Here is an 18,724-nt window from a genome sequence, read left to right as displayed (position 1 = left end):
GCGATGCAGTCCCGCACACCCCTCTTCGGGTACCCTTGCGCCGATGGAACCCCTCGATACCGTCAATCTCTGGATGGAGCGCCTGCGCGATCGCGCGCGTGCCGCCAGCTTCGGTCGCTTCCTGTGGCGACGCTTCCTGGATGACCGCCTGTTCCAGGCGGCCGCCTCGCTGGCCTACACCACGGTGTTCGCGCTGGTGCCGCTGGCCATCGTGGTGTTCGGCGTGCTCTCCGCCTTCCCGGTGTTCGACCGCTGGAGCGACCAGCTCAGCGACTACGTGTTCTCCAACTTCGTGCCCAACGCCGCCCGCGCCGCCGAAGGCTACCTGCGCCAGTTCTCGGCGAGTGCCGGGCAGCTCACCGCCGCCGGTTTCATCGCCCTGGTGGTGTCGCTGCTGATCACCCTCAACAGCGTCGAGCAGACCTTCAACCAGATCTGGCGGGTCAATTCCGGGCGTCCCAAGCTGACCCGCTTCCTGGTCTACTGGACCGTGCTGACCCTGGGCGCGATGCTCGCCGCCGCCTCGCTGGCGGTCTCGGCGCGGGTGTTCGCGCTGCCGTTGTTCGGCACCAGCGAAGGCCGCTGGCTGGCCAATTTCTCGCTGACCGTGGCGCCGTTCCTGATCGAGTTCGTGTGCATCATGCTGGTCTACCGGGTGGTGCCGCACCATGTGGTGAAGTGGCGCCATGCCATCCCCGGCGCGATCCTGGCCGCGGTCATGCTCGAGCTGGTGAAGTGGGGCATGGGCGCCTACCTGGGCAGCTTCCAGTCCTACCAGAAGCTCTATGGCACGGTCGCGTTCGTGCCGATCCTGCTGCTGTGGATCTACCTGTGCTGGGTCTCGGTGCTGCTGGGTGCGTCGCTGGCCTCCTCGATCGCCGCGTTCCGCTACCAGCCGGCCGACCTGCGCCTGCCCACCGGCTATGAGATCTACGGCCTGCTGCGGTTGATCGGGCGCTTCCAGCAGGCGCGTCGCGACGGCCGCAGCCTGGATGATGACGAGATCCTGCGGATGGAGCCGATGCTCACCGATTCGCTGCTGCAGACCATGCTCTGCGACCTGGAGGCAATCCGGGTGGTGCGCCGCGACGAACGCGGCGAATGGCTGCTGGCGCGCGACCTGGACAAGCTGACCCTGGCCGACCTGTACGAAACCACGCAGATGCGCATCCCGATCCGCGAGGCCTACCTGCCGTATCGCGACGACAGCCTGGGCCAGGCCTCGGTGCTGGCGCTGGACGCGCTGCGGCTGCCGCTGCGCGAACTGCTCAAGCGTCGCGTCAGCGACATCTATTCCATTCCCGGAGACACGTCCCCATGACCGTCAAGCCCCTGCTGCTGGCCATGAGCCTGCTGGCGCTGGCCGCCTGCAACAAGCCCACCGCGCAGCCCGATGCCGCCGCGCCCGCGCCCGCAACGCCGCCGGCGCCCGTCACCGCGCCAGCCGCACCGGCGACTGCCGAAACCGCCCCGACCGACCGCAAGACCGTCGAGCGTCCCACCCTGAAACTGCCGGCGCTCGATGGCAGCACCTACGACCTGGCCGCGCACCGCGGCAAGTGGGTGGTGGTGAACTTCTGGGCGACCTGGTGCGCGCCGTGCCGCAAGGAGATGCCGGAGTTGTCGGCCCTGCATGCGATGCGCAGCGAGATCGAAGTGGTCGGCCTGGCCTTCGAGGACATCGAGCCGGCGGAAATGAAGGCGTTTCTGGACAAGCGTCCGGTGACCTATCCCATCGTGATCGTGGATACGTACAACCCGCCGGAAGATTTCGCCATCCCGCGCGGGTTGCCGCTGACCTACCTGATCGCACCGGACGGCAAGGTCGCCAAGGAATTCCTCGGCCCGGTCACCGCGCACGACATCGAAACCCGGATCGCGCAGGGCAGCTGACGCCGCCCCGGCATCAATCGGCCAGCGGATACGGCTCGATCGGCTTCAACGCGTCGAAGTGTTCCTTGTGCAGCTTGCCCTTCAACGGCGGCAGGGCGAGCTCGGGTTCGTCCACGCGGGTGTCGGGCAGGCGGTCGAGCAGGTTGCGGATCAGCCCCAACCGGCCACGTTTCTGGTCATTGAAATCCACCAGCGTCCACGGCGCTTCCTCGCGATGGGTGGCGCGCAGCATCGCCTCGCGCGCTTCGGTGTACGCGCTGTACTTGCTGCGCGATTTCAGGTCCACCGGTGACAGCTTCCAGCCTTTGAGCGGGTCGACGTGGCGCTCGGCGAAGCGCTTTTCCTGCTGTGCCTGGTCCACGCTGAGCCAGTATTTGAACAGCAGGATGCCGTCGTCGATCAGCAGTTTCTCGAACACCGGCGTCTGCGCCAGGAAGGCGTGGTATTCGGGCTCGCTGCAGTAGCCCATCACGTGCTCGACGCCGGCGCGGTTGTACCAGCTGCGGTCCATGAGCACGATCTCGCCGCCGGCCGGCAGGTGCGACACATAGCGCTGGAAGTACCACTGCGTGCTCTCGCGGTCGGTGGGTTTGGGCAATGCCACCACCCGGCACTGGCGGGGATTGAGATGTTCGGCGATGGTCTGGATGGCGCCACCCTTGCCGGCGGTATCGCGGCCTTCGAACAGCACCAGCACGCGTTGGCCGGTGTGCTGGACCCAGCGCGCCATGGCGATGAGTTCCAGCTGCATCGGTTCCAGCAGGGCCTGGTAGTCCTTGCGTTTGAGCTTGCCCATCGCGTGCCTCGGTCGTTCACAGGAAAGCCCGAGCCTAGCGCAGCGGTGGGTCAGGGCGTGTGTGCGCCCTGCCAGCCACGTTCGCGCGCCATCGTCTCGACCGCGGCGCTGAAGTCGCTGGCGAAGCCGGCCATGTCGAACAGGCTGCCGTCGACGCGGCGCTGCGCCAGTTCCGTGCGCAGTGCCCGCAAGGCCGCCGGGTCGTTGCCGAGTGCGATGGCGGCGGCGACGAAGGCGCGGTCGTCGGCGACGTTCATGCGCTCCAGCCCCAGGTGGTGGTTGAGGCTGCCGGCCACGCGTGCGGCGAAGGTGGCACCGGGGCAGGTCAGCACCGGGCAGCCGGCCCACAGCGCGTCGGAGGCGGTGGTGTGGGCGTTGTAGGGGTGGGTGTCCAGGAACAGGTCGGCCAGCGCATAGCGGGCCAGGTACTCCGGATGCGGCAGCTTGGGCATGAACACCAGTCGCGCCGGATCCAGCTGCGCCTGGCGCGCGGCGCTGCGCAGGCGCGCATCGGCATTGCCGGGACCGGACAGCAGCCACAGCACGCTGCCGGGTACGCCGTGCAGCACCGCGAACAAACGCTGCACGCTGCGCGGATTGAGTTTGTAGCTGTTGTTGAAGCAGCACAGCACCACGCCGTGGGCCGGCAGCCCGCAGGCCTCGCGCGAGGGCGCCGGCTGCAGCACGCGGGTGTTGTCCGAGGGCTGGAACGCGCGCGGCAGGCGTCGCACGTTCTCGCTGAAGCCGGCATCCAGTGCGGGCGGCAGCACGAACGCATCGGCCAGCACGTGGTCCATCCAGGCTGCGCCGGAGGTACCGGGGTAGGCCAGCCAGTTCACCTGCACCGGTGCCGGACGCATCGCCAGCACCTGCGGGGTGCCGCCGCCGCCCCAGCCGCGCAGGTCGAACAGCACGTCGATGCCGGCTGCGCGGATGCGCTCGGCGATGCGCTGGTGCGGCAGTGCGCCGACCGCATGCAGCTGCGTGGCCGCAGCCTGCAGGCGCGCGCGGATGCGGCTGCCATCGTCGCCATTGAGCGCGAACAGGTGCAGCTCCAGCGTGCCCAGCGCGCGCAGCTGCTCGAACAGGGCGACGGTCAACAACCCGGTCGGATGCGCGCCGAAGCCGTTGGACAGGAAGCCCACGCGCAGGCGGCCGTGCGGGCGCACCGTGGCGGCGGGCAGCGGACGCACGCCGACGGCGAGGGCCGCGGCACGGTGCCGCGCGCAGGCCAGTTGTTCGGCCGCGCTGCCGTCTTCGCTGAGGAAGGCGAACGGCTCCACCGCCGCCTGGCCCTGCGCGACCGCGTGGCGGACCTGCGCCGACAGCCGCTCGATATCGCGCCAGTCGCACAGGCGGCGCTGCCAGTTGAGCAGTTGGGCGGTGATATAGGGTTCGCCGGGCAGCAGCGTGTGCGCATGGCGATACGCATCGGCGGCCGCTTCGGGCTGGCCGGCGTCTTCCAGCGCGTGGCCCAGCCACAACGCGATGCCCGGGTGCTGGGGCGCCAGGTCCGAGGCCTGGCGCAGCAGCGCGGCGGCTTCGGGGTGGCGGCCCTGCATCCAGCGCGCGCGGCCCAGCCGGGCCAGGGCTTCGGGATGCTCGCCGCGCAACTGCAGCGCACGCGTGGCGGCGTGTTCGCCGGCGGCGATATCGCCAGCCTCCAGTTCGGCATCGGCCAGCATCACCCAGGCGATGAAGTCGGTCGGCTGGCGTTGCACCGCCAGGCGCAGCTGCTGCCGATCCGGCGCCATGCTCAGGTGCCTGCCGCCAGCTGCGCCAGTTCGTCGGCCTGGTGTTCGTGGATCAGGCGCTCGACCAGCGTGTCCATTTCACCGGCGATGATGTTGGGCAGGTCGTACAGGGTCAGGCCTTCCACGCGGTGGTCGGTGATCCGGCCCTGCGGGAAACTGTAGGTGCGGATGCGCTGGCTGCGGTCGCCGCTGCCCACCTGCAGCCGACGGCTCTCGGCGGTGGCCGCGGCCTGCTTGCTGCGCTCGGCATCCAGCAGCTGCGCCTTGAGCCGCTTCATCGCCTTGTCGCGGTTGGCGTGCTGGCTGCGCTCGGTCTGGCATTCCACCACCACGCCAGATGGCACGTGGGTGATGCGGATCGCCGACTCGGTCTTGTTGACGTGCTGGCCACCGGCACCGGACGAGCGGAACGTATCCACTTTCAGGTCGGCCGGGTTGATCACGATCTCGTCGACCTCGTCGGCCTCGGGGATGATCGCCACGGTCGCGGCCGACGTATGGATGCGGCCCTGCGATTCGGTGGCCGGCACGCGCTGCACGCGGTGCGTGCCCGACTCGAACTTCAGCTTGGAATACGCGCCACGTCCGACCACGCGGGCCACCACTTCCTTGTAGCCGCCGTGTTCGCCGGGGCTGTCCGATTCGATCTCGACCTTCCAGCCCTGGCGTTCGGCATAGCGGGCATACATGCGGAACAGGTCACCGGCGAAGATCGCCGCTTCGTCGCCACCGGTACCGGCGCGCACTTCCAGGAACAGGTTGCCGTCGTCGCGCGGATCGCGCGGCACCAGCAGCAGCGCCAGGTCCCGGTCCAGCTGTTCCAGCTGTTGCTGGGCGGCGCTGATTTCTTCTTCGGCCAGTTCGCGCAGGTCCGGGTCGTTGCGCATCGCTTCGGCGGCGGCCAGGTCGGACAGGGCACGGGCCTCGTCGGCCAGCGCGGTGGCGATCGGCTGCAGCTGCGCGAATTCGCGCGAGAACGCGCGGAAGCGGTCGTTGTCGCTGACCACGGTCGGGTCGGCAAGCAGGCGTTCGAGTTCTTCGCGGCGTTCGGCCAGCGCTTCCAGCTTACGGCGCAGGGTCGGCGTCATCGGTCTTCACAGGAGGGTGTTGATAACCCGGCTTGGCCGGGAACAGGCGCTCGGCGGCGCGGGTCAACTCAGTATCGCCGGTCAGCGCGGCCGCGCGCAGCGCCGCCGTGGGCGGATGCAGCAGGCGGTTGGTCAGGCCGTGGGCCAGCAGTTCCAGCACTTCTTCCGGCGATTTGCCGTGGGCGAGCTGCTGGCGCGCCTTGTCCAGCATTTCCACGCGGGTCGCTTCGCCATAGGCGCGCAATTGCCGCAGGGGAGCTTGGTGGGCGTTGGCCTGCTGGGTCTCCACGAAGCGGGCGACCTGCAGTTCGATGATCGCCTCGGCTTCGGCGGCCGCTTCGCGGCGGCTGCGCCGGTTGTCCTCGACCGCGCGCTCCAGGTCGTCCACGGTGTACAGGAACGCATCCTGCAGGTCGCCCACGCCGGCCTCGATGTCACGCGGCACGGCCAGGTCGAACAGCAGCATCGGTTTGTGCTTGCGGGTCTTGAGCGCAGCGGCGACGTGCGCGCGTGCGATCACCGGCTCGCGCGCGGCGGTGGCCGAGAACACCACGTCGGCCTCGCCGAGGTGGCGCTCCAGTTCGCTCAGCGGCAGCGCCACGCCGCCGTGCCGGCTGGCCAGGTCCTGCGCATGGGCCAGCGTGCGGTTGGCCACCAGCAGGCGCCGCACCTTGCCTTCGCTGAGGTGGCGCGCGGCCAGTTCGATGGTTTCCCCGGCACCGACCAGCAGCACGGTGGAATCCTCCAGCCGCGCGAACGAGTTCTGCGCCAGGCGCACGGCGGTGGAGGCCACCGAGACCGGATTGGCGCCAACGCGTGTATCGGTGCGGGCACGCTTGGCCACCGAGAAGGTCTGCTGGAACAGCCGGTCCAGGCGCTGGCCGAGCAGGCCGTGGTCGCGCGCGGTCGCCCACGCGTCCTTGACCTGGCCCAGGATCTGCGGCTCGCCCAGCACCATCGAATCCAGCCCGGTGGCCACCCGGAACAGGTGGCGCACCGCATCGGCATCGGCGTGCTGGTAGAGGTAGCCGTGCAGCGCGCCGGCGTGGGATTCCAGCCAGTGCGCCAGCGCCTCGCCCGATTCGGCCACTGCGTACAACTCGGTGCGGTTGCAGGTGGACAGCAGCACGGCCTCGGCCACCTGCGGGGTATCGCGCAGCGACGCCAATGCCTGGGGCAGGGCGTCGCCGCCAAAGGACGCGCGTTCGCGCAGTTCCACCGGCGCGGTCTGGTGATTCAGTCCGAGCACCCACAGGGTCATTGTTCAGTTGCTTGCGATAAGCTGCTGGCCATTCAAGTCGTCATTTTAAGGCCAGAAGCCCCCGATGCCCGCATTGATTCGCATCTCCAGCGTTCTGCTGCTGTCCTTGTCCGCTGCCAGCGCCCTGGCGGCCCCGGCGGCGGCCCCCGCCACACCCCCGTCCGCCAAGGCCAGGGTGGCCGAAACCGCGCCGCTCACCCCGGTGATGGCCGGTGAGTTCGCGCTGCAGGCCGGCAAGCTCGCCGACGCCGCGCGCTGGTACCTGGAGGCGGCCGAGGCCGGCAGCGACGATGCCGGGCTGGCCGAGCGTGCCACCCGCATCGCCATGCTTGCCGACGACGACAAGCGCGCCGCCCGCGCGCTGACGTTGTGGGAAGCCCGTGCGCCGCGCTCGTTGTCCATGCGCAGCGCCGCCGCCGCGCTGGACATGCGCCAGAACGACGTGAAGGCCGCGCGCACCGAGCTCGGTGCGCTGCTCAAGGACCCGGACCCGCGTGGCTGGAAGTTCGCCATCGCCGCCCTGATCGGCGGCGGTCGCGATCCGGCCGTGCCGGCGCAGGTGCTGGGCGGCCTGGTCGATGACAACGCGATTCCCGACCAGCTCGAGGTCTGGCAGGAGCTGGGGCGGCTGGCGATGCGCATGGAGCGCCCGGACCTGGCCAAGCGCATGGTCGATGAGGTGGTCAAGCGCTTCCCCAATGAACCGCGCGTGGCGCTGTTGAACGCCAGCCAGCTGGCCCAGGCCGGCAAGCAGGACGAAGCGCTGGCGCTGCTGCACGGGGTGGAACCCCGGAGCCGCCAGGACCCGGAGCTGCGCAACGCGCTGGCCATCGCCTACGACAGCATGGGCGACGCCCGTTCGGCCGCGCGCGTGCTGGCCGTGGGCCCGCAGGATGTGCAGACCTGGGGCATGCGTGCCTCGCTGCTGGCCAAGCAGAAGGACGATGCCGCCCTGCTGGCCCTGTATACCGATCTGTCCAGGCAGGCGGCCAAGCCCGATCCGGCGCAGCGCCTGCTGCTGGGCAAGATCGCCGAGTATCTGAAGCGTCCGGCCGAGGCGGTGGACTGGTACCACAGCGTGCCCGGCGGCGATGCGCTGGACGAGGCGCGTCTGCGCGCGGCCAACGCCCAGTATGAAGCCGGTCGCCCGGAGAAGGCGTTCGCCGAGGTCCACGCGATCCAGTCCGATGCCAGCGTCGATGACGAAGCACGCCGTGATGCCTACCTGCTGGAGGCCGAGCTGCGCCAGCGTGGCGACGACCTGCCCGGCGAACTGGACGCGTTGGCCCGTGGGTTGGCTGCCTATCCGGACGAGGGCGCGCTGCTGTACGCGCGCGCCCTGGCCTGGGAGCGCCGCGACGACGTGCCACGCGCCGAAGCCGACCTGCGCAAGGTGCTGGTGACCGACCCGGAAAACGTGGCCGCGCTCAATGCACTCGGTTACACCCTTGCCGACCGCACCCCGCGCTACCAGGAGGCGCTGGAGCTGATCGACCGCGCCCGCGTGGCCGAGCCGGACAATGCGGCCATCGTCGACAGCTACGGCTGGGTGCTGTATCGCCTGGGCCGCAACGAAGAAGCCTTGGTGCAGCTGCGCCGGGCCTGGACCCTGGCCAAGGACCCGGAGATCGCCGCGCATGTGGGCGAAGTGCTGTGGGTGCTGGGGCGCAAGGATGAAGCGCGGCGTTTCTTCGATGAGGCGCGCAAGCTGGACCCTGACAACCGCGCCCTGCAGCGCGTGATCGAGAAGTACGGCGTATGAACCTGCAGTTGCTCAAGGCTGGCGCCGCGCTGGCACTGGTGGTGGCATTGTCCGGCTGCGTGTCGCTGGACGAGCGCAAGGCGCCGTCCGCGCCAGCGGTGGTGACCACCGTATCGGCGCAGGCACAGCAGGCCGAAGCCACCCGCGTGGCGGCGCTGCGGGCAAAGCCGCAGTGGTCGTTCCAGGGCCGGGTGGCGATCAACAAGGGGCGCAATGGCGGCAACGGCCGCATCGACTGGCAGCAGCAGGATCGCCGGTACGTGGTCGAGCTGAGTGCGCCGGTGACCCGCCAGAGCTGGAAGCTGACCGGTGACAGCCACCACGAAGGTGGCCGCCTGGAAGGTCTGGACGGCGGCCCGCGTGAAGGCGAGGACGCCCAGCAGGTGCTGCTGGAGGCGACCGGCTGGGACATCCCGGTCAATCAACTGCCGGACTGGGTGCGTGGCCTGGTGGCCGATGACACCGGCCCGGCCGAGCAGGTCGAGCGCGACGGCGATGGCCGTCCACGCCGCGTCGTGCAGATGGGCTGGCAGATCCAGTACCTGGACTGGTACCCGGCCGAAGGCGATCGCCCGGTGCTGCCGCGTCGGATCGAAGCGGTCAACGGCGACGCCAAAGTGCGCCTGGTGGTCGACGGCTGGGTGCTCGGCAGCCCATGAGCGGCCCGGACCTGAACGCGGGCTGGTCGCAGTGGCCAGCCCCAGCCAAGCTCAATCTGTTCCTGCACATCACCGGCCGCCGCGCCGACGGCTACCACCAGCTGCAGACGGTGTTCCGGCTGCTTGATTGGGGCGACCGGATCCGGCTGCGGGTACGGGAGGACGGCCGGGTCCGGCGGGATGGCGCGTCGGTGGCGGGGGTGGCCGAGGCCGATGACCTGGCCGTCCGCGCCGCGCTTCTTCTCAAGAATGCTGCCAATGTCGGCCAAGGTGCCGATATCGGTGTCGAAAAGCACATACCGGCCGGTGGCGGTTTCGGTGGCGGGTCGTCCGATGCCGCGACCGTGCTGGTGGCGTTGAACCGGCTCTGGAACGCCGGGCTGGAGGTGGATGCGCTGGCCGCGCTGGGTCTGCAGCTGGGGGCGGATGTGCCGGTCTTCGTGCGCGGGCACAACGCCTGGGCCGAGGGGGTGGGCGAGCAGCTCACGGCCATCACGCTGCCCCCGGCCTGGTTCGTGCTCGCCGATCCGGGGGTGCACGTGCCCACGCCCCGACTTTTCGCGGATCCGGATTTGACGCGGGACGCCCCAGTGGCGAAAATAGCGGACTTCGCTTCCGGGTCTTTGCTCGGGAATGCGTTCGAGCCGGTACTGCGCCGCCGCGAGCCCGCCGTAGAGGCAGTGCTGGCGACGTTGAGCAGGATCGGCCGGGCACGACTCACCGGGTCGGGAAGCGGTTGTTTCGTCGAGTTCGCCACGCGCGCTGCTGCAGAGCAGGGCCTGGCGCGGTTGCCGAAGGAACTGCGGGCATGGGTGGCTGCGGGCGTGGAGCGTTCGCCGTTGCTTGATGTACTCGAGCGTTATTGATTTTGATGCAGGGGCGTCGCCAAGAGGCCCAAGGCACCAGGTTTTGATCCTGGCATTCGGAGGTTCGAATCCTCCCGCCCCTGCCACTAGCGGATGTCAGCCGCGTTCCCATGCGCATGCCTGCGCGGGCACGGCCGATGTCTCGCGGTGTTGTCACCGCAGACACTCCAGGGTGCCGGCGGCCGAGTTCTCCAATCGCTCCCGCCCGAGACCGTCATGATGCAAGATCACCCCAACCTGCTGGTATTTTCCGGCAACGCCAACAAGCGCCTTGCGCAGAGCATCTGCAAGGAACTGGGGGTGCGACCGGGCAAGGCGTTGGTGTCGCGCTTCTCCGATGGTGAAGTGCAGGTCGAGATCGAAGAGAACGTCCGCAAGCAGGACGTGTTCGTGATCCAGCCGACCTGCGCGCCCAGCGCGGAAAACCTGATGGAGCTGCTGGTGCTGATCGATGCGCTCAAGCGCGCCTCGGTCAACAGCGTCACCGCGGTGGTGCCGTACTTCGGCTACTCGCGCCAGGATCGCCGCATGCGTTCCTCGCGCGTGCCGATCACCGCCAAGGTCGCCGCCAAGATGTTCAGCGCCGTCGGCGCCGACCGGGTACTGACGGTGGATCTGCATGCCGACCAGATCCAGGGCTTCTTCGACATGCCGGTGGACAACGTATATGCCTCGCCGCTGCTGCTCGCCGATATCTGGCGCGCCTACGGCACCGAAAACCTGATCGTGGTGTCCCCGGACGTGGGTGGCGTGGTGCGTGCCCGCGCCGTCGCCAAGCGCCTGGACGATGCCGACCTGGCGATCATCGACAAGCGCCGGCCGCGCGCCAACGTCTCCACCGTGATGAACATCATCGGTGACGTCGAAGGCAAGACCTGCGTGATGGTCGATGACATCGTCGACACCGCCGGCACCCTGTGTGCGGCTGCCGCAGCGCTGAAGGCGCGCGGCGCCCTCAAGGTGGCCGCGTACTGCACCCATGCCGTGCTCTCGGGCGCGGCGGTGGACAACATCAACAACTCCCAGCTCGATGAGCTGGTGGTGACCGACACCATCCCGCTGCGTGAAGAGGCGCGGGTGTGCAGCAAGATCCGCCAGCTCAGCGTGGCGGAAATGCTGGCCGAGACGATGCGCCGCATCGCCTTCGGCGAATCGGTCAGCTCGCTGTACGTGGATTGATTTTTTTTCCGGCCACCGGCAACGGTGGTCGGGTCCCGGGTACGTCTGGTCGCGGACGTGCCCTCAATCGCCAAGCCCTCGGGCAAGGCACCAACTGGTAGTCAATACAATGTCCAAGACCCATGAAATCAAGGTCACCGCTCGTGACGTGCAGGGCAAGGGTGCGAGCCGCCGCCTGCGTCACGCCGGCGTGATCCCGGCCGTCGTGTACGGCGGCGAAGCCTCGCCGATCAACATCAACCTGGACCACAACCAGATCTGGCTGGCCCAGCAGAACGAGTGGTTCTACTCGTCCATCCTGGACCTGAACCTGGACGGCCAGGTCACCAAGGTGCTGCTGCGTGACATGCAGCGCCACCCGTTCAAGCAGCTGATCATCCACCTGGATTTCCTGCGCGTGAACGAGAACGAGACCCTGACCGCCAACGTGCCGCTGCACTTCGTCAACGAAGACACCTCGCCGGCTGGCAAGGCTGCCGACGTCGTGGTCACCCACGAACTGAAGGAAGTGACCGTCACCTGCCTGCCGAAGGACCTGCCGGAGTCGATCGACGTCGACCTGGGCGAGCTGAAGGCTGGCGACGTGATCTACCTGTCGGACATCAAGCTGCCGAAGGGCGTTGAGATCCCGGCCCTGGCCCAGGGCAAGGACCATGACGATGCGATCGTCACCGCCAAGCACGGCAAGGAAGACGCTGCCGACGAAGCGCCGGCCGCCGAGTAAGTTGTTGCGGCGCCTGTCCTGCGGGGCAGGCGCCGTTTCTGTATGTGCCGACACAGGGCCGGTACCGACGAAGAAGAGTGATGACAGGATTGCGATTGATCGTTGGTCTGGGCAATCCCGGACCCGAGCACGCCCAGACCCGGCACAATGCCGGGTTTCGTTTCATTGATGCCCTGGTCGCACAGGCCGGCGCGCGCTGGAGCGTGGACAGCAAGCTGTTCGGCGAGACCGCCAAGGTCGACATCGCCGGGCAGGCGGTGTGGCTGCTCAAGCCTGCCACCTTCATGAATCTCAGTGGCAAGTCGGTCACGGCCGCGCAGCGTTTCTGGAAGATCGAGCCGGAAGAAACATTGCTGGCGCACGACGAACTGGACCTGCCGCCCGGCGTGGCACGGCTCAAGTTCGACGGCGGCCATGGCGGCCAGAACGGCCTGCGCGACACCATCCGCCTGCTGGGTCATGGCAGGTTTCACCGCCTGCGCATCGGCATCGGCCATCCCGGTCACAAGGACCGCGTGGTGCCGTGGGTGCTGGGACGCGCAAGCAAAGATGACGATGTGCTGATCGGCCACGCCATCGACGACGCGATCGACGTGTTGCCATTGGCAGTGCAGGGCGATTTCAGCGAAGCGATGAAGCGCCTGCACACCCCGAAATAACCACGGTGTACCGACCCACGGTCGGTACCTACCACCCCCAGAGGCTGTCAAAGATGGGTATCAAATGCGGCATCGTCGGTCTGCCCAACGTCGGCAAATCGACCCTGTTCAACGCGCTGACCAAGGCGGGCATCGCCGCGGCCAACTTCCCGTTCTGCACGATCGAACCGAACGTCGGCATCGTGCCGGTGCCGGATCCGCGCCTGAACGAGCTGGCCGCGATCATCAACCCGCAGAAGGTCATCCCGACCGCGGTGGAATTCGTGGACATCGCCGGCCTGGTTGCTGGTGCCGCCAGCGGTGAAGGCCTGGGCAACAAGTTCCTGGCCCACATCCGTGAAGTGGATGCGATCACCCACGTGGTGCGCTGCTTCGAGAACGCCGACGTCATCCACGTCAACAACAAGGTCGACCCGCTGTCGGACATCGATACCATCGATACCGAGCTGGCCCTGGCCGACCTGGACAGCGTCGAAAAGGCGCTGAACCGCGCCGAGCGCGCCGCCAAGGGCGGCGACAAGGAAGCGGCCGCGCGCAAGCCGGTGCTGGCCAAGCTGCAGGCTGCGCTGGCCGATGGCAAGGCCGGGCGTACCGCCGGCCTGGACGAGGAAGAAAAGGCCCTGGTCCGCGACCTGTTCCTGCTGACCCTCAAGCCGGTGATGTACATCGCCAACGTGCTTGAAGACGGCTTCGAGAACAACCCGCACCTGGACGCCGTGCGCGCCCGTGCCGCCGAGGAAGGCGCGCAGGTGGTGCCGGTTTCGGCCGCGATCGAAGAAGAGCTGTCGCAGCTGGACGACGAAGACCGCGACACCTTCCTGGCCGACCTGGGCCTGTCCGAGCCGGGCTTGAACCGCGTGATCTACGCCGCCTACCAGCTGCTGGGCCTGCAGACCTACTTCACCGCTGGCGTGAAGGAAGTCCGTGCGTGGACCGTGCGCAAGGGCGCCACCGCGCCGCAGGCCGCCGCGGTGATCCACACCGACTTCGAGAAGGGCTTCATCCGCGCTGAAACCATCGCTTACGACGACTTCATCAAGTACAAGGGCGAAGCCGGCGCCAAGGAAGCCGGTCGCCTGCGCCTGGAAGGCAAGGAATACCGCGTCCAGGAAGGCGACATCCTGCACTTCCGCTTCAACGTCTGATCGCATCGACGTGTGATGTCCGCAACGCCCCGCCTTGAGCGGGGCGTTTGCGTTGGTGCCGCGCGATCGCCCGCGCTGGATAAAAAATCACCACTGCGAAAAAAGCCCGGAATATGGGGCTCTGCAGCACTTGTCCACAACAAACACCCATCGCTCTCCACGGCCCATGTGGAAAACCCGGCCCGGCAGTGCCGCCCGTTGGCCGGCAACCACGCAATCCTCCACCGCAGGCGTAGTGGACAATTTTTGACCACGCGTGGAAAGCCTTGCCACGTACCGCTCACGCAGGGTTGTCCACAGCAAACCCCCATCGCTTTGCACGCGCGCTGTGGAAAACCGCGCCGAGCCCTGGACAAAAAAACGCCACGCCCCGAAAACGTTGGCGTGGCTGGCTTGCACCGACTTGTCCACATCAAACCCCCACGCCTTTCCCCGTCGGATGTGGAAAACCGGTGCGTGCGTCCGCTGTTGCGTGGCGCAGGCCAGCGGCCGCCATGGGCGTTGCCGTGTTGTGGCGCCCGCTTCCGGCCATACGACCGGAAGCAGGCGCGCCTTTTACCAGCTGTAGGAAACACCCAGCTGCGCGCTGGTATCGCGATAGCCCTGGCTGCCGGTCTGGTGGCCGAGCTGGCCCCAGCCGCGCCAGCCACCGGGCAGGTTCACCTGCACGCCAGCCTTGGCCTCGTAGATGTCATCGGGCAGGTCGCGGCGGAGCGACACGCCGTCAACCGCGATCGCCGACGCGTTGCCACCGGACCACCAGTTCACCGCGACGAAGGGATGTACATCGCCCTGCTTCGGGGTCAGTGCGCGGGTGTACAGGCGAGCACCCAGGCGCGTGCTGGTGCCACCGGCGCGCCGGCTCTCCACCGCGGTGCCATTGGCTTCGACCACGTCGTCGGCGTCGTAGCGGTTGTGGACCACCTGCAGCTGCGGTTCCAGGTACAGGCCGCGGTCGGCGGTGCGCTGCAGCGGCAGCACATAGCCCGCTTCCACCGAGCCACTCCAGTTGCGCGAACGGTAGCGTTCCTCGGCCAGCCCCTCGCCCTGCACGCGGTTGCGGAAGCGGCTGTACTGCACCCAGCTGTCCACATATGCGCCGCGTTGCATGTCCGCATCCTGCAACCAGGTGCCGTACACGCCCAGGCTGGTGCCGGTGACCACGCCGCGCGCGGCGTAGCTGGTCACCCGGGACATGGCATCACTGCTTGCCCGGCCATGACCACCCATCAGTCCGAGCTGCAGCTGGCCGCCCGCGTTGGCGGCCAGCTCATGTCCAATACCGACCATGACGCTGTCCACGCGGCTATCCACGCGGACCTGCTCGCCGGCGGCGTGCCGGTCCACGTTGCTGCTGCGCACGTTCGCCCAGGCCAGCGCGCCGGTGGCATCCGCGGCGTGGACACGGGTGCCCGGATCGCCGGCACGGTCGTGCAGGGTGTGCTGGAACATGCGCAGGGCGGCCGACTGGTTGGCCAGGTAGATGGCCGGCTCGGGGCGTTCGACCTGCGGACCGGGCTCCACCGGGTCGACCGGAAGGCCAGGATCCGGCGTGGCAGGGTCGACCGGATCGACCGGATCGACCGGATCGACCGGATCGACCGGATCCACAGGATCCACCGGGTCGACAGGATCAATCGGGTCGACAGGATCAACCGGCGCCACATATTCCGAGCGCAGGTACCAGTTGCCGTCATCCGGCGTACTCACCCCGCCCTTGTACAGGAAGTAGTCGTACGCACCGGCCACGGCACGCCCCTGCAGCGCGAACTGCGCATCGGACTGACCGGCAACGCTGATCAGGCGAATGCCCTCATCGGTCAGCGCCCCGGCGCCACCGGCATTGTCCACCCGCACGCTCGCGGTGCCGCTGCTGTTGCCCTGGATCACCAGCGCATCGCCCGCCGAGCCGTCATCGCCAAGCTGGCGATGCATCACCCACGTGCCGCCATTGCCGACGTAGTCGCCGGTGATGGTCAGGGTCTTGAAGTCACCCTGCGTGGGTGCAACGAACGCAATGGTGCCCGCGTGCTGCAGCGTACCCACGGTGGAGTCGCCGCGCAGGTTCCAGCGGCTGCTGTCATCCAGCGACAGCGACGCCACGTGGAAACCGCTGTCGCCGCGCAACGCGCCGGTCAGCACGCTGGCGTTGGCCAGCGTCATCTGCACGTTGGCCGTGGCGCTGTCCACCACCACATCGCCGGTCAGCTGGCTGTAGTCGGCATTGAACCGGACGTCCGAGGTGGCCACCGAGCTGCCATCGGTGAACACGGTATCGCTGACCCGCAGCAGGTGGCCCCCGTCCACGCTGCCGGCCTGGCGCGCGACCACTACGGCATTGCTGAAGCTGACATCGTGATTGCTGCCCTGCAGCCACACCGCCGGGCCGTCTTCGGTCTGCAGGCGGCTGCTGTTGAACCACAGCCGGTTCCAGTACGGACCGAACACGGTGAGATAAGCGCGGTATGCGCCGCTGTTGGCCCCCTCGGCGTGGATGTCCATGCTCTCGAAGGAGAGCTGGGCGGTGTTCATCTGCACGATGCCGAAGGACGCATCGCCAAGCACGCGTATGTTGCCGCCTTCGAGCTGCGCGCTCACCGTGCTGCCGCCCAGGAACACGCCGCCACCGCCGTTGCCGTAGGTGGTGATGTCCAGGTCGTTGGCGCGGATGCGCGAATAGGCCGTGGCCGGATTGCTGCCGGTGGCGCGCAGGCCGTACACGTTGTCGCCATGGGTATCGATGCTGCCACCGCGCAGGGTGGCGGTGCCGCCCTGGACTTCGATGCCATGCCCGTAGCCATTGGTGCCATAGGTGCTGATCGAGGTGTCGGTCAGGTCCACCTGCGACTCGACGCTGGTCAGCCACATGCCCGAATACCCATCGCGCACGGTGAAGTGCGCGCCGTTGGCGGTCAGTCTGCCCCAGTCGTTGACGTTGACGCCGTAGCCGCCGGTGGTGTCGAAGGTGCCACCGGTCACTTCAGCCGACGCATGGATGCCGGTGGTCCGGTTGCCGAGCAGGCGGATGCTGCCGCCGTTGGTGATGGCGCTGCCGCCAGTGATGCGCAGCAGACCGCCGTCGCTGATGTCGAAATAGCCGTTGACCACGTCCACATCGGTCAGCGACAGCACGCTGCCGGTACCGCTGGACGAGAGCCGCCCGCTGATGCCGCCGGTGCCCGGTCCGAAAGTGAGCTGCAGCGCTTCCATCGCCAGCAGCGCGCCGCCTGCCGCATACGCGGTGCTGTTGCCGCCGCTGTTGATCTCCGTACCGACCAGGTGCAGTTCGCTGCCGGCGCCGGTGGCGTACACCGCGTTGCCGCCGCTGTTGACGCGCCCACCGGTCATCCACACCTTGCCGCCGTCGCCGGCGGTAACCGTGCCGTAGCCGGAGCCGTTGCGATACGCGTCGATCACCAGATTGTTGGCGCGGATCACACTGCCCGCGCCACTGGCGTTCAGCGCATGGCCGACGCTGGCGGTGCCATCGCCGAGCTGGATGTGGCCGCCCTCGATCTGCACGCTGCCGCCGGCCAGGGCACCGATGCCGCTGCCATTGCCGGTGACCTGCAGGTCCAGGTCGGCGGCGTTCAACGTGGTGTCCGTGCCTCGCACGGTGACCGCGTAACCACTGCCGGTGTGCAGCACGCTGTCGCCGCTGGCCAGCTCGAAGGTTTCGCCGGCGTCGAGGACGATCGGACCCGTGTAGACCGCAGCACCCGCCGGCAGGGCTGCCAGCAATGCCGCGCCAAGGGCAATCCGCGTTGGCAGACCGGCGCGTGCTGCGCCGTGCGCGCCGGATGCAGTTCCCCGTCGCCGGGCAAGCTCGGACGCCACCCTGCAGCGTCCATTCACGGGATCCCGCACCAACCGGTAGATTCTGTTCATCCTGGTTCTTCTCGTCGCAAGGCAGCCGTCCGGCGTACGCCAGACGGATCTGCAGACCATGTCGATCGCCATCCGGCGACCACCGTTGCGGCGTCACCGGCACGGGCCGGCAACGCCGCATGGCGACAAGGCGCGGGGGAGGGGGGGCGATGACAGCGCCATCGCCACGACACGCCGAAGGCGTGCATGAGGAGCGTCCTTGAAGCCGTACCGGCGCGACCACTGCGCCGCCGGTACGCACAGACTAGGCAGTGGTCGCTGCCGGTGACATCAGGCGATCCTTAAACTGCGCCGGGCGCAGCAGCGCGGTTGAGCCGGCGGTCAGCCATGGCGCGGTGCCGGCGCGGGGCCTCCCGTGCCGGAGCGCCCGCGCGCGTGCTCAGTTGAACAGGTCCGAGGTCAGGCAGAAGGTGATCAGTTCCTGGTCGGTCTTGGCGCCCAGCTTGCGCATCGCGCTGACCTTCTGGGTGCTGACCGTCTTGCTGCTGCGGTTCAGGCGTCTGGCGATGTCGCCCACGCTCTGGCCGTTGGCGAACAACCGGATCACCTCGAACTCGCGCGGCGACAGCAGCGATGCCGACGACGCGTCACCGGCTTCGGGCAGGGCTTCCTCGCGCGGCAGGTCCGGGGAGCGGTACACGCGCTGGGCCAGCAACGCCGACAGGGCGACGTTGAGTTCCTTCAGGTCCCCGCTCTTGCGCACCACGCCGTTGGCACCGGCCCGGTACATCTCGGCGATGATCGACGGGTTGGAGACCATGGTCAGGATCAGCACCTGGGTATCGGGGAAGTTGCGCAGCAGGTAGGAGATCAACTTGATGCCATCGCCGAGGGTGTCGTCGCCGGGCATGTTGTAGTCGGAGATCACGATGTCCGGGGCCAGCGTCTGCATCAGCTCGACCAGCGCAGCAGGGCTTTGTGCCTGGCCGACCAGCTCCAGGCGCGGATCGCGGTCGATGACATCGCGGATGCCGGCCAGCACGATCGGGTGGTCATCGGCAATGACGATCTTGGTCTTCATGCGTGTTCTCGGCACCGGCAGGAGCAAAA

15 protein-coding genes, 1 tRNA gene and 1 pseudogene are annotated in these 18,724 nt (G+C 68.2%); 10 read left to right on the top strand and 7 right to left on the bottom strand.

Annotated elements, in window-relative coordinates:
• The first annotated feature begins 43 nt into the window (after nt 1-43).
• Entirely contained in the window at nt 44-1,321 is a 1,278-nt protein-coding gene (locus tag RTO53_RS07090) for a YihY family inner membrane protein (protein ID WP_312237123.1), read from the top strand.
• A complete protein-coding gene (locus tag RTO53_RS07085; protein WP_312237122.1) occupies nt 1,318-1,893 on the top strand; it encodes a TlpA disulfide reductase family protein in 576 nt (191 codons plus the stop codon). The genes RTO53_RS07090 and RTO53_RS07085 overlap by 4 nt, the downstream gene beginning before the upstream one ends.
• Nucleotides 1,894-1,906: 13 nt before the next feature.
• On the opposite strand, the gene ppk2 is transcribed toward RTO53_RS07085, so the two are convergent.
• Genes ppk2 through hemA form a run of 4 tightly spaced genes read right to left on the bottom strand, consistent with a single transcriptional unit; the run spans nt 1,907 to nt 6,792 of the window.
• Entirely contained in the window at nt 1,907-2,689 is a 783-nt protein-coding gene (gene ppk2, locus RTO53_RS07080) for a polyphosphate kinase 2 (RefSeq protein ID WP_312237121.1), read from the bottom strand.
• Nucleotides 2,690-2,739: 50 nt separating this feature from the next.
• Nucleotides 2,740-4,443 carry a tetratricopeptide repeat protein gene (locus RTO53_RS07075; RefSeq protein ID WP_312237120.1) on the bottom strand — a complete coding sequence of 568 codons (1,704 nt, stop codon included), beginning with the start codon at nt 4,441-4,443 and terminating at the stop codon, nt 2,740-2,742.
• A 2-nt stretch (nt 4,444-4,445) separates the two neighbouring features.
• Nucleotides 4,446-5,531 (bottom strand): peptide chain release factor 1, encoded by a 1,086-nt coding sequence (prfA, locus tag RTO53_RS07070; protein WP_312237119.1) that lies wholly within the window; start codon nt 5,529-5,531, stop codon nt 4,446-4,448.
• Nucleotides 5,509-6,792, bottom strand: coding sequence for a glutamyl-tRNA reductase (hemA, locus tag RTO53_RS07065; RefSeq protein ID WP_312237118.1), 1,284 nt, complete (start codon nt 6,790-6,792; stop codon nt 5,509-5,511). The genes prfA and hemA overlap by 23 nt, the downstream gene beginning before the upstream one ends.
• 64 nt (nt 6,793-6,856) lie before the next feature.
• On the opposite strand from hemA, the gene RTO53_RS07060 reads away from it, so the two are divergent.
• The 8 genes from RTO53_RS07060 to ychF all read left to right on the top strand — a co-directional run bounded on the left by RTO53_RS07060 (nt 6,857) and on the right by ychF (nt 13,786).
• The gene (locus tag RTO53_RS07060; protein ID WP_312237117.1) at nt 6,857-8,554 is read left to right on the top strand and encodes a tetratricopeptide repeat protein; all 1,698 of its coding nucleotides are present in this window, start codon (nt 6,857-6,859) and stop codon (nt 8,552-8,554) included.
• The gene (gene lolB / locus RTO53_RS07055) at nt 8,551-9,213 is read left to right on the top strand and encodes a lipoprotein insertase outer membrane protein LolB (protein WP_312237116.1); all 663 of its coding nucleotides are present in this window, start codon (nt 8,551-8,553) and stop codon (nt 9,211-9,213) included. The genes RTO53_RS07060 and lolB overlap by 4 nt, the downstream gene beginning before the upstream one ends.
• The gene (gene ispE, locus RTO53_RS07050; protein WP_312237115.1) at nt 9,210-10,079 is read left to right on the top strand and encodes a 4-(cytidine 5'-diphospho)-2-C-methyl-D-erythritol kinase; all 870 of its coding nucleotides are present in this window, start codon (nt 9,210-9,212) and stop codon (nt 10,077-10,079) included. The genes lolB and ispE overlap by 4 nt, the downstream gene beginning before the upstream one ends.
• Before the next feature lie 9 nt (nt 10,080-10,088).
• A tRNA-Gln gene (locus RTO53_RS07045) sits at nt 10,089-10,165 on the top strand.
• Nucleotides 10,166-10,298: 133 nt separating this feature from the next.
• Complete coding sequence (locus RTO53_RS07040; RefSeq protein WP_312237133.1) at nt 10,299-11,258, top strand: ribose-phosphate diphosphokinase; 960 nt, start codon at nt 10,299-10,301, stop codon at nt 11,256-11,258.
• A 109-nt stretch (nt 11,259-11,367) separates the two neighbouring features.
• Nucleotides 11,368-11,982, top strand: coding sequence for a 50S ribosomal protein L25/general stress protein Ctc (locus tag RTO53_RS07035; protein WP_312237114.1), 615 nt, complete (start codon nt 11,368-11,370; stop codon nt 11,980-11,982).
• Between the two features lie 80 nt (nt 11,983-12,062).
• Complete coding sequence (gene pth / locus RTO53_RS07030; protein ID WP_312237113.1) at nt 12,063-12,641, top strand: aminoacyl-tRNA hydrolase; 579 nt, start codon at nt 12,063-12,065, stop codon at nt 12,639-12,641.
• A gap of 53 nt (nt 12,642-12,694) precedes the next feature.
• Nucleotides 12,695-13,786: a redox-regulated ATPase YchF gene (gene ychF, locus RTO53_RS07025; protein WP_088434937.1), complete on the top strand. Its 1,092-nt coding sequence runs from the start codon at nt 12,695-12,697 to the stop codon at nt 13,784-13,786.
• Between the two features lie 555 nt (nt 13,787-14,341).
• On the opposite strand, the gene RTO53_RS07020 is transcribed toward ychF, so the two are convergent.
• From RTO53_RS07020 to RTO53_RS07015, 3 genes and pseudogenes are all read right to left on the bottom strand, one after another.
• Nucleotides 14,342-17,527 (bottom strand): autotransporter outer membrane beta-barrel domain-containing protein, encoded by a 3,186-nt coding sequence (locus tag RTO53_RS07020; RefSeq protein ID WP_312237112.1) that lies wholly within the window; start codon nt 17,525-17,527, stop codon nt 14,342-14,344.
• Nucleotides 17,528-17,554: 27 nt separating this feature from the next.
• Nucleotides 17,555-17,674, bottom strand: a pseudogene (locus RTO53_RS19975) (ESPR-type extended signal peptide-containing protein); the annotation flags it as partial.
• A 379-nt stretch (nt 17,675-18,053) separates the two neighbouring features.
• Complete coding sequence (locus RTO53_RS07015) at nt 18,054-18,695, bottom strand: response regulator transcription factor (RefSeq protein WP_312237111.1); 642 nt, start codon at nt 18,693-18,695, stop codon at nt 18,054-18,056.
• Between the last annotated feature and the right edge of the window lie 29 nt (nt 18,696-18,724).

Origin of the sequence: Stenotrophomonas sp. (assembly GCF_031995405.1) — a bacterium.
GTDB lineage: Bacteria > Pseudomonadota > Gammaproteobacteria > Xanthomonadales > Xanthomonadaceae > Stenotrophomonas.
This window is presented reverse-complemented; position numbering and strand designations above follow the sequence as displayed.